11 protein-coding genes and 1 riboswitch are annotated in these 13,974 nt (G+C 69.9%); of the genes, 4 read left to right on the plus strand and 7 right to left on the minus strand.

The window, feature by feature from the left end:
- Positions 1–147 precede the first annotated feature (147 nt).
- A complete protein-coding gene (locus CHR28_RS24215; protein ID WP_179272544.1) occupies positions 148–1,953 on the minus strand; it encodes a pentapeptide repeat-containing protein in 1,806 nt (601 codons plus the stop codon).
- Positions 1,954–2,151: 198 nt separating this feature from the next.
- Here CHR28_RS24215 and rlmN point away from each other — a divergent pair, with 198 nt between their 5' ends.
- The 4 genes from rlmN to CHR28_RS24235 all read left to right on the plus strand — a co-directional run bounded on the left by rlmN (position 2,152) and on the right by CHR28_RS24235 (position 7,210).
- Positions 2,152–3,258, plus strand: coding sequence for a 23S rRNA (adenine(2503)-C(2))-methyltransferase RlmN (gene rlmN, locus CHR28_RS24220; RefSeq protein WP_094055790.1), 1,107 nt, complete (start codon positions 2,152–2,154; stop codon positions 3,256–3,258).
- Positions 3,259–3,282: 24 nt separating this feature from the next.
- A riboswitch (TPP riboswitch) is annotated at positions 3,283–3,388 on the plus strand.
- A gap of 124 nt (positions 3,389–3,512) precedes the next feature.
- Positions 3,513–4,550 carry a thiamine ABC transporter substrate-binding protein gene (locus CHR28_RS24225; protein WP_094055846.1) on the plus strand — a complete coding sequence of 346 codons (1,038 nt, stop codon included), beginning with the start codon at positions 3,513–3,515 and terminating at the stop codon, positions 4,548–4,550.
- Entirely contained in the window at positions 4,526–6,190 is a 1,665-nt protein-coding gene (locus CHR28_RS24230; protein WP_094055791.1) for an ABC transporter permease, read from the plus strand. The genes CHR28_RS24225 and CHR28_RS24230 overlap by 25 nt, the downstream gene beginning before the upstream one ends.
- On the plus strand, positions 6,191–7,210 hold the full coding sequence (locus CHR28_RS24235) for an ABC transporter ATP-binding protein (protein ID WP_094055792.1): 1,020 nt from the start codon (positions 6,191–6,193) through the stop codon (positions 7,208–7,210). It abuts the gene before it with no gap.
- Positions 7,211–7,378: 168 nt separating this feature from the next.
- Here CHR28_RS24235 and CHR28_RS24240 read toward each other — a convergent pair whose 3' ends face one another.
- The 6 genes from CHR28_RS24240 to CHR28_RS24270 all read right to left on the minus strand — a co-directional run bounded on the left by CHR28_RS24240 (position 7,379) and on the right by CHR28_RS24270 (position 13,967).
- Complete coding sequence (locus CHR28_RS24240; RefSeq protein ID WP_094055793.1) at positions 7,379–8,086, minus strand: LAETG motif-containing sortase-dependent surface protein; 708 nt, start codon at positions 8,084–8,086, stop codon at positions 7,379–7,381.
- 147 nt (positions 8,087–8,233) lie between these two features.
- Positions 8,234–9,355, minus strand: a complete 1,122-nt coding sequence (locus CHR28_RS24245) for an LOG family protein (RefSeq protein WP_094055794.1) — start codon at positions 9,353–9,355, stop codon at positions 8,234–8,236.
- 24 nt (positions 9,356–9,379) lie between these two features.
- Entirely contained in the window at positions 9,380–9,787 is a 408-nt protein-coding gene (locus tag CHR28_RS24250) for a VOC family protein (protein WP_094055795.1), read from the minus strand.
- Positions 9,788–9,886: 99 nt separating this feature from the next.
- Positions 9,887–11,656 carry a hypothetical protein gene (locus CHR28_RS37855; RefSeq protein ID WP_179272545.1) on the minus strand — a complete coding sequence of 590 codons (1,770 nt, stop codon included), beginning with the start codon at positions 11,654–11,656 and terminating at the stop codon, positions 9,887–9,889.
- Positions 11,638–12,387 carry an ABC transporter ATP-binding protein gene (locus CHR28_RS24265; protein WP_094055796.1) on the minus strand — a complete coding sequence of 250 codons (750 nt, stop codon included), beginning with the start codon at positions 12,385–12,387 and terminating at the stop codon, positions 11,638–11,640. The genes CHR28_RS37855 and CHR28_RS24265 overlap by 19 nt, the downstream gene beginning before the upstream one ends.
- A gap of 218 nt (positions 12,388–12,605) precedes the next feature.
- Positions 12,606–13,967 carry an aspartate aminotransferase family protein gene (locus CHR28_RS24270; protein ID WP_373453383.1) on the minus strand — a complete coding sequence of 454 codons (1,362 nt, stop codon included), beginning with the start codon at positions 13,965–13,967 and terminating at the stop codon, positions 12,606–12,608.
- Positions 13,968–13,974: the final 7 nt, after the last annotated feature.

The raw sequence follows: 13,974 nt of genomic DNA on the forward strand, positions 1-13,974 counted from the left end.
CTTTAACGGGCAGGTCCACAGACTGCCCGACGCGCCGGAAGCTTACGGGGCCATGATCACTCGCCCCAAAGCAGCTCCAGCCCAAAGCCGCTCCGCCGACCTCTAGTTTATGCTGCGTATTTCCGGGGGCAGACGTGATTTAGGCGATTAGCGCTTGACTCGGCCGCGTATAGCAAGTACGGCGAGACCGAGCAGAACTGGCTCGGAAAAACGTGATGCCATCTCGATGTAGGTGCCTGCCTTGGTTAGATCTTGACCCGAAGAGCGAAATATCACTGAATTCAAGGTTACTCGCAAGGCGCTCTCGACTCGCTTGCCTGTAATGCGAGCGCGGTAGGGAACTTCCGGGTTGGCAGGGTCAGGCTTCTCTGTTGTTATAGAAATGCTACCATCCTTTATCTGGCCGGAAGAGGACGAGTCGACGCTCGATTTAGGGATGCCCCATATTGTTAGACTCGCCACGGTGGCAATCATTGTTAGCAATAGCCACCCGAGCGCCCTTGAAGCGCGCAAGCCATAACCGGATGTGCCCCAGTAGAGAGATAGTAAGACCCTCTCGCCGAATGGGCGACTGGGATCATGGCGCCGCATTTCCATCTCGCCATAGTAAAAGTCTGCGGCATCTGGTTCATTCTTTCCGTCTTCCAACGCTTTGCGTAGCTGTCTATATGTCGCGCCTAGTGCAGACGGTGTTGGAGGGGTGATATCTTGCCCAGCTGTTGTCCAGCCACGCCAAATTGGACTCTCGGCACGTCTGTAGCTCATTCGCCATAGATGTTCCTCGTAAATGGTGCGCCGTTGAGTCCATCTAGCGAGGCGAAAACTGTTGCGCTGAAACCCCGTAGGTGTTGCGGAGTAAGTGCAGTTTCCTTCCATGCGGATTTGATCCAGATGGAAGGCTCCAGTGAAGATGCAGGATGACAGGTCAAGGTCGGTCAACACCAGATGAGCGGCATCTACGCCGCGTACTGTTGTCATTCGTACGGTCGGATGGAGGCCGTCGAAAAAATCTTCCGACAGTTCAGTGCCATGTTCACTTACAAATCGGCGTTCCCGTGAGGTTACCGCAACTGGATATTCGAAAAACGCATCGTCCAAATTTACGGCAGCGTACCGAAGTCGCAAAGTCGCCGTTGACTTCCAGTGAGTGCGTTGACAATCAACCTGCCTGGCGGAAACCTCCAGCAAAGTTGGTTTCTCGAAAACGGCTAGTGTTAGGTTTACCGTTTGCGCGCATATGAGCGGGCCAATTTGGGGGGCATTGCTAAATGTTGCATTTGAGAAGTCGATATCGCCGCCTATAGTAGACTGCCAAAACTCCAAAGGTCCGCGAAAGGTTGCCCGGCTAAAGAAGGCTGCGGAGTGAAATGTGCAGTCGGTGAAATGAGTGGCACCCGAAAAGACGGTCAGACCAAAGCCTGCCGTCCTCTCGAAATGGGCACCATCAAAAAATGCTTCATCGCGGAAATCGGCTCGCCCGAAAAATGCGTCTTTCAGGATGGCGTTTTCAAAGCTGACGTATGCATTAAACACGGCATCGTTGAATTTTGCCCCGTCTTGAAATGTCGCCATAAAGAAGACTGCTGTGCCTTCGAAGTGAGAATGGCCGTAGTTGGCATTTCCGTCAATCACCGCCTCTGTGAGATCTACATCGCCGAACCTCTTATGCTGACGCGTGGGGTCGTAGAACCTATGCAGCACTTCGTCAAGGAGTTGCTCGGATACTGTTGTCCCGCGCAGATCAAGATTTCCTCCCGGAGACAAACTCGCCAGGAATGCATCTTTTTGAGAAGAGTCGGCATGCGTAAGGCATCGGCCGTGGGGGGCAAGAGCTAGGCCACGGCAACCGACCGGGTCCGAACTGTCTGCTCCTACGGCGCAGTGTTGCCAGTCCGGAGGTTCGACCTCAGGAGGCGGGCTTGGAATCTGATTGGGTGCGGCCACATCGACCACAGACGTTAGGGTCGCGCAGATGGTTCCGCTGTCTTGTGCTGCCGCACTGGCCGCGTCGTAGCGCGAGATGTCTGAGTCCCTGGGCCGTCCCTGGGCCGTCCGAAGCCGACCAACGCCGACAGTCGGCACCCACAGGTGACCACGCCCACCCCGCTCCGGCCTGGGCTCCCGGCGATGATCTGCGACACTGGGTGGGTTATGCCGAAGCCCGGAGAACTCACTTTCGTCGCCCCGCGCGGAGCCAAGAAGCCGCCGCGGCATCTCGCCGATCTCACTCCTGCCGAGCGCAAGGAGGCCGTCGCCGCTGTCGGGGAGAAGCCGTTTCGCGCCAAGCAGCTCTCGCAGCACTACTTCGCGCGGTACGCGCACGATCCGGAGCAGTGGACCGACATCCCCGCCGGGTCCCGTGACCGGCTGCGGGAAGCGCTGCTGCCTGAGCTGATGACCGTCGTGCGGCATCTGTCCACCGACCAGGGCACCACGCGCAAGACGCTGTGGCGGCTGTTCGACGGGACGCTCGTCGAGTCCGTGCTGATGCGCTACCCGGACCGGGTGACCATGTGCATCAGCTCGCAGGCCGGCTGCGGGATGAACTGCCCCTTCTGTGCGACGGGGCAGGCCGGCCTGGACCGGAACCTGTCCACCGCCGAGATCGTGCACCAGATCGTGGACGGGATGCGCGCCCTGCGCGACGGGGAGGTCCCCGGCGGCCCGGCGCGGCTCAGCAACATCGTGTTCATGGGCATGGGCGAGCCCCTCGCGAACTACAACCGGGTCATCGGCTCTATCCGGCGGCTCACCGACCCCGAGCCGGACGGGCTGGGGCTGTCGCAGCGCGGCATCACCGTCTCGACGGTCGGGCTCGTCCCGGCCATCCACCGGTTCGCCGACGAGGGCTTCAAGTGCCGCCTCGCCATCTCGCTGCACGCCCCGGACGACGAGCTGCGCGACACCCTCGTGCCCGTGAACACGCGGTGGAAGGTACGTGAGGTGCTCGACGCCGGCTTCGAGTACAGCGCCAAGTCCGGGCGCCGGCTGTCCATCGAGTACGCGCTGATCCGGGACATCAACGACCAGGCCTGGCGCGGGGACCGGCTCGGCCGGATGCTCAAGGGCAGGCCCGTGCACGTCAACCTCATCCCGCTGAACCCGACGCCCGGGTCGAAGTGGACGGCCTCCCGGCCGGAGGACGAGAAGGCGTTCGTCGAGGCCATCGCCGCGCACGGTGTGCCGGTGACGATCCGGGACACCCGTGGTCAGGAGATCGACGGGGCGTGTGGTCAGCTCGCCGCCACCGAACGGTAGTCTGACCGCCGTAAGAACATCTGCATATTCCGACAGGGGAGCGCCACAGCGCTGAGAGTGCGGCACCGGCCGCAGACCCTCCGAACCTGGCCCAGGTCATTCTGGGTAGGGAGATCGGTCATCACTCGAGCTGTTGCGCCCTGCCCGGGACCTCGGAAGTCCCGGGCGGGGCCGCGTCTTCTCCTGGTCACTCCAGGAGGAATCCAGTGGGCATCAACGCGAAGCGCCTGACGGCGGCGGTCGTCGGGCTGGGCATGGCGGGCACGCTCGCCGCGTGCGGGTCGTCCGACGGCGGTCAGGAGTCCGGCGACTCCACGACGGTGACGCTCGTCAGCCACGACTCGTGGGCCGCGTCCAAGGACGTGATCGCGGCCTTCGAGAAGCAGTCCGGCTACAAGGTCCGCGTCCTGAAGGACGGCGACGCCGGGCAGGCCGTCAACAAGGCCATCCTCACCAAGGACAACCCGCAGGGCGACGTCCTCTTCGGCGTCGACAACACCCTGCTGTCCCGCGCCCTCGACAACGGCCTGTTCCAGCCGTACGAGGCGAAGGGATCGGAGCGGATCAAGCCCGAGTACCGGGCCGATCAGGAGCAGCACCGGGTCACGCCCGTCGACACCGGCGACATCTGCGTCAACTACGACAAGAAGTACTTCGCCGACCGCGATCTGCAGCCGCCGCGCAGCTTCGACGACCTGATCAAGCCGGCCTACAAGAACCTGCTGGTCACCGAGAACGCCTCCTCGTCCTCGCCCGGCCTCGGCTTCCTGCTCGGCACCGCCGCGAAGTACGGGGACGACGGCTGGGAGGGCTACTGGAAGAAGCTCAAGGCCAACGGCGTGAAGGTCGTCGACGGCTGGGAGCAGGCCTACAACGAGGAGTTCTCCGGCTCCAGCAGCGGCAAGAAGGCCAAGGGCGACCGGCCGCTCGTCGTGTCGTACGCCTCCTCGCCGCCCGCCGAGGTGCTGTACGCCGAGCCCAAGCCCACCGCCGCCCCGACCGGGGTCGCCGCGGGCACCTGCTTCCGGCAGGTCGAGTACGCCGGGCTGCTGAGCAACGCCCGCAACACCGAGGGCGGCAAGGCCCTCCTCGACTTCCTGATCGGCAAGCGGTTCCAGGAGGACATGCCGCTCAACATGTTCGTGTACCCGGTGACCGAGGGCGCCCAGGTGCCGCCGGAGTTCGTGAAGTACGGGCCGCAGGCGAAGGACCCGGAGACCATGGACCCGGCGAAGATCGCCGACCGTCGTGACCCGTGGATCAAGTCGTGGACCTCGCTCGTACTCAAGTGAGCGGCCGGACGCGGGGCGCGGCGGCGCGGCTCGGCCTGCTGGCCGTGCCCGTCGCGTTCTTCGCGGTCTTCTTCGCCTACCCCGTCGCCGCGATAGTGTCGCGTGGCCTGAAGGCCGACGGGGCCTGGCACCTCGGGCGGATCGGGGAGGTGCTGGCGCAGTCCGACGTGCGGCACGTGCTGTGGTTCAACACCTGGCAGGCCCTCGTCTCCACCGCGCTCACCCTGCTGATCGCCCTCCCGGGCGCGTACGTCTTCGCGCGCTTGTCGTTCCCGGGCAAGCAGGTCCTGCGGGCGGTCGTGACCGTGCCCTTCGTGCTGCCCACGGTCGTCGTCGGTACGGCGTTCCTGGCGCTGGTCGGGCGCGGCGGGCTGCTCGACGAGCTGTGGGGCGTACGGCTGGACACCACCGTGTGGGCGATCCTGCTCGCGCACGTCTTCTTCAACTACGCCGTCGTCGTGCGGACGGTCGGCGGGATGTGGGCGCAGCTCGACCCGCGGCAGGAGGAGGCCGCGCGGATGCTCGGCGCGTCCCGGGCGCAGGCCTGGCGGCAGGTCACCCTGCCGGCCCTCGCCCCGGCCGTGGCCGCCGCCGCGCTCATGGTCTTCCTGTTCACCTTCACCTCCTTCGGTGTCGTCCAGATCCTCGGCGGGCCCACCTTCTCCACCCTGGAGGTGGAGATCTACCGGCAGACCTCGGAGATCTTCGACCTGTCCACGGCGGCCGTGCTCACGCTGATCCAGTTCGCGGCGGTGGGCGCGATCCTCGCCCTGCACGCCTGGACGGTGCGGCGGCGGGAGACCGCGCTGCGGCTGGTGGACCCGTCCGTGACCGCGCGCAGGCCGCGCGGCGCCGGGCAGTGGGCGCTGCTGGGCGGGGTGCTCGTCACCGCCGCGCTCCTGCTCCTGCTGCCGCTCACCGTGCTGGTGCAGCGGTCCCTGGACGCGCCGGGCCTGGGCTACTACCGGGCACTGACCCGCGAGGACGGGGGCGTGTTCCTGGTCCCGCCGATCGAGGCGATCGGCAACTCCCTGTCGTACGCCGTCGCCGCCACGCTCGTCGCCGTGGTGGTCGGGGGACTGGCTGCCGTCGCGCTCACCCGCCGGGACGCCGGGCGGTTCGTGCGCGGCTTCGACGCGCTGCTGATGCTGCCGCTCGGGGTGTCCGCGGTGACCGTCGGGTTCGGGTTCCTGATCGCCCTGGACGAGCCGCCGCTGGACCTGCGGTCCACATGGATCCTGGTGCCGCTCGCGCAGGCGCTGGTCGGGGTGCCGTTCGTGGTGCGGACCATGCTGCCCGTGCTGCGGGCCGTGGACACCCGGCTGCGGGAGGCGGCCGCGGTGCTCGGGGCCTCGCCCTGGCGCGTGTGGCGGGAGGTGGATCTGCCGCTCGTACGGCGGGCGCTGCTGATCGCGGCCGGGTTCGCCTTCGCGGTGTCGCTGGGGGAGTTCGGGGCGACGGTGTTCATCGCGCGGCCCGACAATCCGACGCTGCCGGTGGCCGTGGCCCGGCTGCTGGGGCGGCCCGGGGAGCTCAACTACGGGCAGGCGATGGCCCTGTCGACGATTCTGATGGTGGTGTGCGCGGTGGCCCTGCTGGTGCTGGAGCGGCTGCGGACGGACCGGACGGGGGAGTTCTAGATGCTGCTGAGCCTGGAGGGCGCGACGGTCCGTTTCGGCGGGCGGGCCGTGCTGGACGCCGTCGATCTGGCGGTCGCCGAGCACGAGATCGTGTGCGTGCTGGGCCCGAGCGGCAGCGGCAAGTCGACCCTGCTGCGGGCGGTGGCGGGGCTGCAGCCGCTCGACTCCGGGCGGGTCTCGCTCGACGGCCGGGACCAGGCGGGTGTGCCCGCGCACCGGCGGGGCGTGGGGCTGATGTTCCAGGACCACCAGCTGTTCCCGCAGCGGGACGTGGGCGGCAACGTCGCTTTCGGTCTGCGCATGCACGGGGCGTCCAGGCGGCAGCAGGCCGAGCGCGTACGGGAGTTGCTGGAGCTCGTGGGGCTGCCGGGCGCCGGGAACCGGGCCGTTGCCGCGCTGTCCGGCGGGGAGCAGCAGCGGGTCGCGCTGGCCCGGGCGCTGGCGCCGAGCCCGCGGCTGCTGATGCTGGACGAGCCGCTGGGCCAGCTCGACCGGTCGCTGCGGGAGCGGCTGGTCGTCGAACTGAAGGAACTGTTCGGCCGGTTGGGCACCACCGTGCTCGCCGTGACGCACGACCAGGGCGAGGCCTTCGCCCTCGCCGACCGGGTCGTGGTGATGCGGGACGGGCGGATCGCCCAGTCCGGCACGCCCCTTGAGGTGTGGCAGCGGCCCGCCGACGCGTTCGTGGCCCGCTTCCTCGGCTTCGAGAACGTCGTCGAGGCGACCGTCGGTGCGGAGGCGGCGGACACGCCGTGGGGCAAGGTGCCGGTGCCCGAGGACGCGCCGCAGGGCACCCGGACGCTGCTCGTGCGGCCCGCGGGCGTGCGGCTGGTGCCCGCCGGCACCGGCCTGCGCTGCACGGTGGCCGCGCGGACCTTCCGGGGCACCCATGTCGCCGTCCACCTCCAGCCCGCGGACGCCCCACGCCTGGAGGCGGCATGCGCGCTGCGCTCCGCGCCCGAGACGGGGGACGAGGTCGGGGTGGAGTTCGACGCCACCGAAATCGTGGTGCTCGACTGACCGGGGGCGGCCCGAGCTGACCGAGGTCGGTGTCTCCTGGCGTCGGGGCCACGTGAAGGCCACGGTCGTCCTGCGCAGGCGACGTTCGGCTGAGGCAAGACGTCCCGGGACGGGACGTGGCCCGCCCCCGTGGTGCGGGGACGGGCCACGTCGGGTTGCCTGGAGGCGTCAGCTCTCGCTCTTCGCCCCACGGCGGCGCATGCCGAAGAACACGGCACCACCACCGGCGACGACCAGGGCCGCCGCGATGCCGGCGATGACGCCGGTGTTGGAGTTGGCACCCGTCTCGGCGAGGTTCGAGTCACCGGCCGGAGCGGGCACGTTGCCCGCGGGCGTGGTGCTCTCGCCCTCCGACGGCTCGGGAGCCGGCGTACCGGTCTCCTCGGCCGGCTGCGACGGGGAGGCCGACGGGGTCGGCGTGGCCGGCGGGGTCGAAGCCGGGGGCTCCTCCCCCTTCTTGCAGGCCGTGGCCGGGGTGACGAGGTTCGGCTTGATGTCCTCGTCGACGTACGGAGTGGCCTTCACGTGGATGCGGTACTCCGCGTTCGGCTTCCACTCCTCGGCGAAGGTGATGGTGGTGCCCTCGCGCGAGCCCTTGACGACCTGCTCGCCGACCTTCTTGGCGTCGGCGCCGTTGTTCTGCAGGTACACGGTGACCGTGGCCGGGACACCGGCGGGGTCCACGTCGGTGACGGTGATGACGCCCTTGTCACCGTCGCACTTCGCCTCGGCGGAGAACTCGTTGATGTTGCAGGCGAGCGCGTTGCCGGAGGCACCGAGCGCGAGCGCGGCCGAGGCCGAGACGACCCCGAGGACGCGCAGGGAACGAGCAACAGTACGGCGCGAGGCCGTACGGGATACGGACAGAACTGCCACGTTTGTCCTTTACAGGATGCGTAATGCGGGGGGTTGGTGGCGGTGTTGACAGAGCATCAGCACCACCTGGAGGCTCACAGGTTTATAAGCGCCGCATAAGTAGTGTCAACGCATATGCCGCTTGCAAGCACTTGCTTTGCCAGGTTATTAACCGCCCAGACGTTTCAACGCCTCGGGCGCCTCCTCGATCCGGTCCACCAGCGCGATCCGCGCCTCCATCGACCGCTCCCTGGCCAGCGACTTCAGCAGCGGCCACGCGGGCAGCCGCTCCGTCCAGTGCGCGCGGTTCACGAGCACCATGGGCGTCGGCTCGCCGCGGGACTCGTAGTAGTTGGGCGTCGCGTTGTCGAAGATCTCCTGTACGGTCCCGGCGGCGCCCGGCAGGAACACCACACCCGCGTTGCACCGGGCCAGCAGGCCGTCCTCGCGGGTGGCGTTGGCGAAGTACTTGGCGATGTGCGACGCGAAGGCGTTCGGCGGCTCGTGGCCGTAGAACCAGGTCGGGATGCCGACGGAGCGTCCGCCCCGCGGCCGGCGCGAGCGTATCTCGAAGGCGGCCGTCGCCCACTGGGTGATCGACGGGGTGAAGTGCGGTGCCTTGGCGAGCAGTTCGAGGGACTCGGTGAGCATCTCCGCCTCGAACGGGGCGGCGTAGGCCCCGAGGTTCGCCGCCTCCATCGCGCCGGGGCCGCCGCCCGTGGCGACCGTGAAACCGGCCCGGGCCAGCTCCTGCCCGAGCCGGGCGGCGCCCGCGTACTCCTCGGTGCCGCGGGCCATGGCGTGGCCGCCCATCACGCCCACGACCCGGGCGCCGGCGAGGAGTTCGTCGAGGGCGTCCGAGACCGAGTCGTCGTGGACCGCGCGCAGCATGGACGCGTGGATGTCGCCGTCCGCCTTCGTGCGCTGGAACCAGGCGTAGGCGCGGGCGTCGGGCGTGGCCTCGTAGCCGTCCGACAGGGACGCGAACAGCTCGTCCGGCGCGTAGAGCGCCCCGCGGTACGGGTCGAAGGGCAGGCCGGGGACCGGAGGGAAGACCAGGGCGCCGTCGGTGCGGATCTTCGCGGCCGCGTCCTCCCGCATGGCGCAGCCGAGGAAGACCGCTCCGGCCGTGTCCGTGGAGAGCAGTTCGCGCGTACGGTCCGTCAGATCGACCGCCTGGACGCGGTATCCGGCGAGGGTGCCGCGCGCCGAGACGGTCGCGTCGAACTCTTCGAGGGTCTCTATCTCACGGTCGTCGTGGTGGGCCGCATGGGCGGGCATCGTCTGCACCCGCCCATGCTGGCACAGCGGCCCTCAGCCCTGGACGGCCGCCGGGTCCATCCACACGACCTCGAAGGTGTGGCCGTCCGGGTCGTCGAAGGCGCGGCCGTACATGAAGCCGTGGTCCTGGGTCTCGCCGCTGACGGAACCGCCCGCCGCGACCGCCTTGTCCACGAGCTCGTCGACCTTCTCGCGGCTCTCCGCGCTCAGCGCGATCAGCACCTCGCTGGTCTGCGTCGCGTCCGCGATCCGCTTCTTGGTGAACTGCGCGTACTTCTCCTTCGTGTGCACCATCACGACGATGGTGTCGCTGATCACGACGGAGGCGGTCGAGTCGTCGCTGAACTGCTCGTTGATCGAGTAGCCCAGTTCCGTGAAGAACTTCTTCGAGGTGCCGAGGTCGCTCACGCACAGGTTCACGAAGATCATCTGCTGGTACATGCGGGTCTCTCCCAACGGGTCCGTGTCGTTACGTGGGATTAGACCGGGCCCGGGCGCGGGACTCATCGCCGTTCGTGGATTTTCTTCGGACGGGTTCTCTCAGCGGGCCAGGGGCAGGGCCGCCAGCTCGGCGACCGTCAGGGTGAGGGGGCCGAACAGGGCGAGCAGGGCGCCCGCGCGCAGGGCGGCGGCGCCGCGCAGCATGGTCGCGGGGGCGCCGAGCCGCAGCAGCGCGGCGGTCGTGTCGGCGCGCAGCTGGCGGGCCTCGACGGCGGCCGTGAGCAGCGTCCCGACCGTGCAGCCGGTCACCAGGAACACGCCGAGCAGGGTGAGCGGGCCGAGGGACAGCCCGTCGGGGCCGTGCAGCAGCGCCATGGCCCAGGCGGCCGACAGCACCGCGCTGACGACACCCAGGGGGCGGCCGATGCGGCCCGCCTCCGCCATGAGGACGCGTCCGGCCAGCAGCCGCGGGGCGCCGGGGCGGGCCGACTGCAGGAGCCGTCCGCACAGGTGCGTCAGGCCCGGTCCGGCCAGGGCGAGCCCGACGGCGGCCAGGGCCCAGCCGGCCAGAACGCCGGGGGAGGCGCCGGAGAAGGAGAGGTCGGGCGCGGCCGGGGCGGTGCGGCTCGTGTAGGTCTCCACGGCCAGGCCCGCGGCGAGCAGGGTGATGCCCCAGGGGAGACCGGTGGGGGCGGCGGTGGGGGAGCCGGCGGTCGCGGGCGCGTCCGGCAGGGCCGCCGCGAGAACGGCCGGGTCGTCGGCGCCGCGCACCTCGGCCGGGTGCGGGGCGGTGCGCTGGGCGGGCGTCCCGTCGGCGCGGGCGGTGCCCGCCGACTGCGGCACCTCGGGGTGCCGTGCGGGACGAGCGGTCCGCGGGTCGGACGTGGCCGCGTGCCCGGCCGGCGCACCCCCGACGGAGGCCGCCGGGTCCGACGGGTCGCCGTCCGGGTGCCCGGTGCGTGGCGGGGAGGATTCCCCCGCCTGCCGGGCCGGGTCGCCGTACGGGATGACCGCGCTCACCGCGTCGCGTGCCGCCGGGTCGGCGAGCGCGCTCACCGTGCCGCCGGAGCCGGAGCCGGAGCCGGAGCCGGAGCCGGAGCCGGAGCCAGAGCCGGAGCCGGAGCCAGAGCCGGCGCCGAGGCCGGTCGCCGTCGTGGCCGGTTCGCCGGTGCGCGCCTGCGGGGGGCCGCCCTGCGAAGGGCCGCCCTGCGGCGCGGAGTCGGCGGAGCCGCCGGGCGCGGGCCGCACGATCTGCCGTCCGAACCGGCCGTACGCCCCGAACGTCTCACGCCTGCTGTCACGGCGGTACGCGCCGAAGCGGCCGTACATCCGGGACGCCCGGGGCGCGGCCGGAGCCGCCTCCCGCGGCCGCAGCGCCAGCGCCACGGCCGCCGACGCGCCGACGGGCACGATCGCCAGCAGCGTCAGGGTGCCCGCCAGCGGCAGGGGCCGGCCCGAGGCGAGGGGCCCGGCGGCCGCCCCGTCGAAGGGCAGACCCGACAGGTCGCCCCGCAGATGCAGGAAGACGAGCAGGGCCAGCATCGAGCCGAGCGTGCAGGACAGGGCCGTCGTCGCCGCCGACACGGCCATCAGGCGCACCGGGCCGAGGCCGATCGCGGCGAGGCCGGGGCGGGGTTTCGTGGCGGGGTCGGTGCGCGCCACCGCGACGGCGAAGTAGACGGTGGCGGCCAGCGGGGCCACGCACCACGCCAGGCGCGTCAGGGACTCGCCGGTGGTGCCGGGGTGCCCGAGGGCGTGTCCCAGGGCGCACAGCAGCAGGAAGCTCGTGCCCGCCGAGGCCGCCGCGACCAGGAGGCGGCGCAGCTGGACGGCCGGGTGGGCGCCGCGGGTCAGACGGAGAGCGAGCACGCGGCCCGGCCTTCCGCCTCGGTGGTCTCGCCGACCGGTGGCAGGTGCACCGTCTGCACGCGCCGCCCGTCGAGCAGCGACACGGTGCGGTCGGCGAGCGCGGCGGTGTCGGGGTCGTGGGTGGCCAGGACCACGGTGATGCCGTGGGAGCGGGCCGCCGTGGTGAGGGTGCGCAGCACGTGGGAGCGGTCGGCGCGGTGCAGGGGCGCCGTGGGCTCGTCGGCGAAGAGGACCGAGGGGGCGGTGGCGAGCGCGCGGGCGATGCAGACCCGCTGGCGCTCGGCCTGCACGAGCTGGTGGGGGCGCTTGCGGGCACCGTCGCCGATGTCGAGGCGCTCCAGCCACTCCAGGGCCGCGGTCTTGGCGCGCCGGCGGCTGGTGCCGCGCAGCATCAGCGGCAGGGCCGTGTTCTCCCAGGCGTTGAGCTCCGGGACGAGCGAGGGTGCCGGGTCGATCCAGCCGAAGCGGTCGCGGCGCAGCCGTTCCCGGGTGAGCGGACCCATGGTGTGCACGGGCACGCTGTTGAACCAGACCTCGCCGCGCCGCACGGGCACCAGGCCGGACAGGCACCGCAGCAGGGTCGTCTTGCCGCTGCCGCGCGGGCCGCTGACGGCGAGGATCTCGGCCTCGCGGACGCCGAGCGAGACACCGCAGAGCGCGGGCGAGCCGTCGTCGTGCTGGAAGTGCAGGGCACGTGCCCAGAGCACGTCGTTGTCCGGCGGGGCCTCCATGGGCGTACACCTCGGTTCAGATCCGTAGTTCCCGTGCCATCCCCCGTGCGGGGGAACGAAGGCAGGGCCGATCGGTCACTGGGCACGCTAGGCAGAAGGCGGCTCGGGGCCGGACAGCACGCGGCCCCGGGCCGCCGTTTCTCACTCGAACGGGCGGCACCGGGGCCGGTGTTGATCATCCAGGCAGACGATCGGAGCGACGCGGGGGCGCCGGCCGGTCAGAGCTTGGTCCACGCCTCCGAGAGCGTGGCCCGCAGGATCTGCTCGATCTCGTCGAACGTCGACTGGTCCGAGATCAGCGGCGGGGCGAGCTGCACGACCGGGTCGCCGCGGTCGTCGGCCCGGCAGTACAGGCCGTTCTCGTAGAGCTTCTTGGAGAGGAAGCCGTACAGGACGCGCTCGGTCTCGTCCGCGTCGAAGGACTCCTTGGTGGCCTTGTCCTTGACGAGCTCGATGCCGTAGAAGAAGCCGTTGCCGCGGACGTCGCCGACGATCGGCAGGTCGTGGAGCTTCTCCAGGGTCGAGCGGAAGTTGCCCTCGTTGTCCAGGACGTGCTGGTTGAGGTTCTCGCGCTCGAACAGGTCGAGGTTGGCCAGGCCCACGGCCGCGGAGACCGGGTGGCCGCCGAAGGTGTAGCCGTGCAGGAAGGTGTTGTCGCCCTTGTAGAACGGCTCGGCCAGGCGGTCGGAGATGATGCAGGCGCCGATCGGGGAGTAGCCCGAGGTCATGCCCTTGGCGCAGGTGATCATGTCCGGCACGTAGTCGAACTTGTCGCAGGCGAAGTAGGTGCCCAGGCGGCCGAAGGCGCAGATGACCTCGTCGGAGACGAGCAGCACGTCGTGCCGGTCGCAGATCTCGCGCACCCGCTGGAAGTAGCCGGGCGGGGGCGGGAAGCAGCCGCCGGCGTTCTGCACGGGCTCCAGGAAGACCGCGGCCACCGTGTCCGGGCCCTCGAAGAGGATCTGCTGCTCGATCTGGTCGGCGGCCCAGCGGCCGAAGGCCTCCGGGTCGTCGCCGAAGAGCGGGGCGCGGTAGATGTTGGTGTTCGGGACCTTGTGCGCGCCCGGCACCAGCGGCTCGAACGGGGCCTTCAGACCCGGCAGGCCGGTGATGGACAGGGCGCCCTGCGGGGTGCCGTGGTAGGCGACCGCGCGGGATATGACCTTGTGCTTGGTGGGCTTGCCGACCAGCTTGAAGTACTGCTTGGCGAGCTTCCAGGCGGTCTCGACGGCCTCGCCGCCACCGGTGGTGAAGAAGACCTTGTTCAGGTCGCCCGGCGCGTGGTGGGCCAGCCGCTCGGCCAGCTCGACGGCCTTGGGGTGGGCGTACGACCACACAGGGAAGAACGCCAGCTCCTGCGCCTGCTTGAAGGCGGTCTCGGCGAGCTCGACGCGGCCGTGCCCGGCCTGCACCACGAACAGGCCGGCGAGGCCGTCCAGGTAGCGCTTGCCCTGGTCGTCGTAGATGTAGGTGCCCTCGCCCCGCACGATGGTGGGGACGGGGGCCTTCTCGTACGACGACATGCGCGTGAAGTGCATCCACAGGTGGTCGTACGCGGACTGGGAGAGGTCCTTGCTCACGGCTATC

The sequence above is a fragment of the Streptomyces sp. XY006 genome, assembly GCF_002237655.1.
GTDB classification, from domain to species: Bacteria; Actinomycetota; Actinomycetes; order Streptomycetales; family Streptomycetaceae; genus Streptomyces; species Streptomyces levis.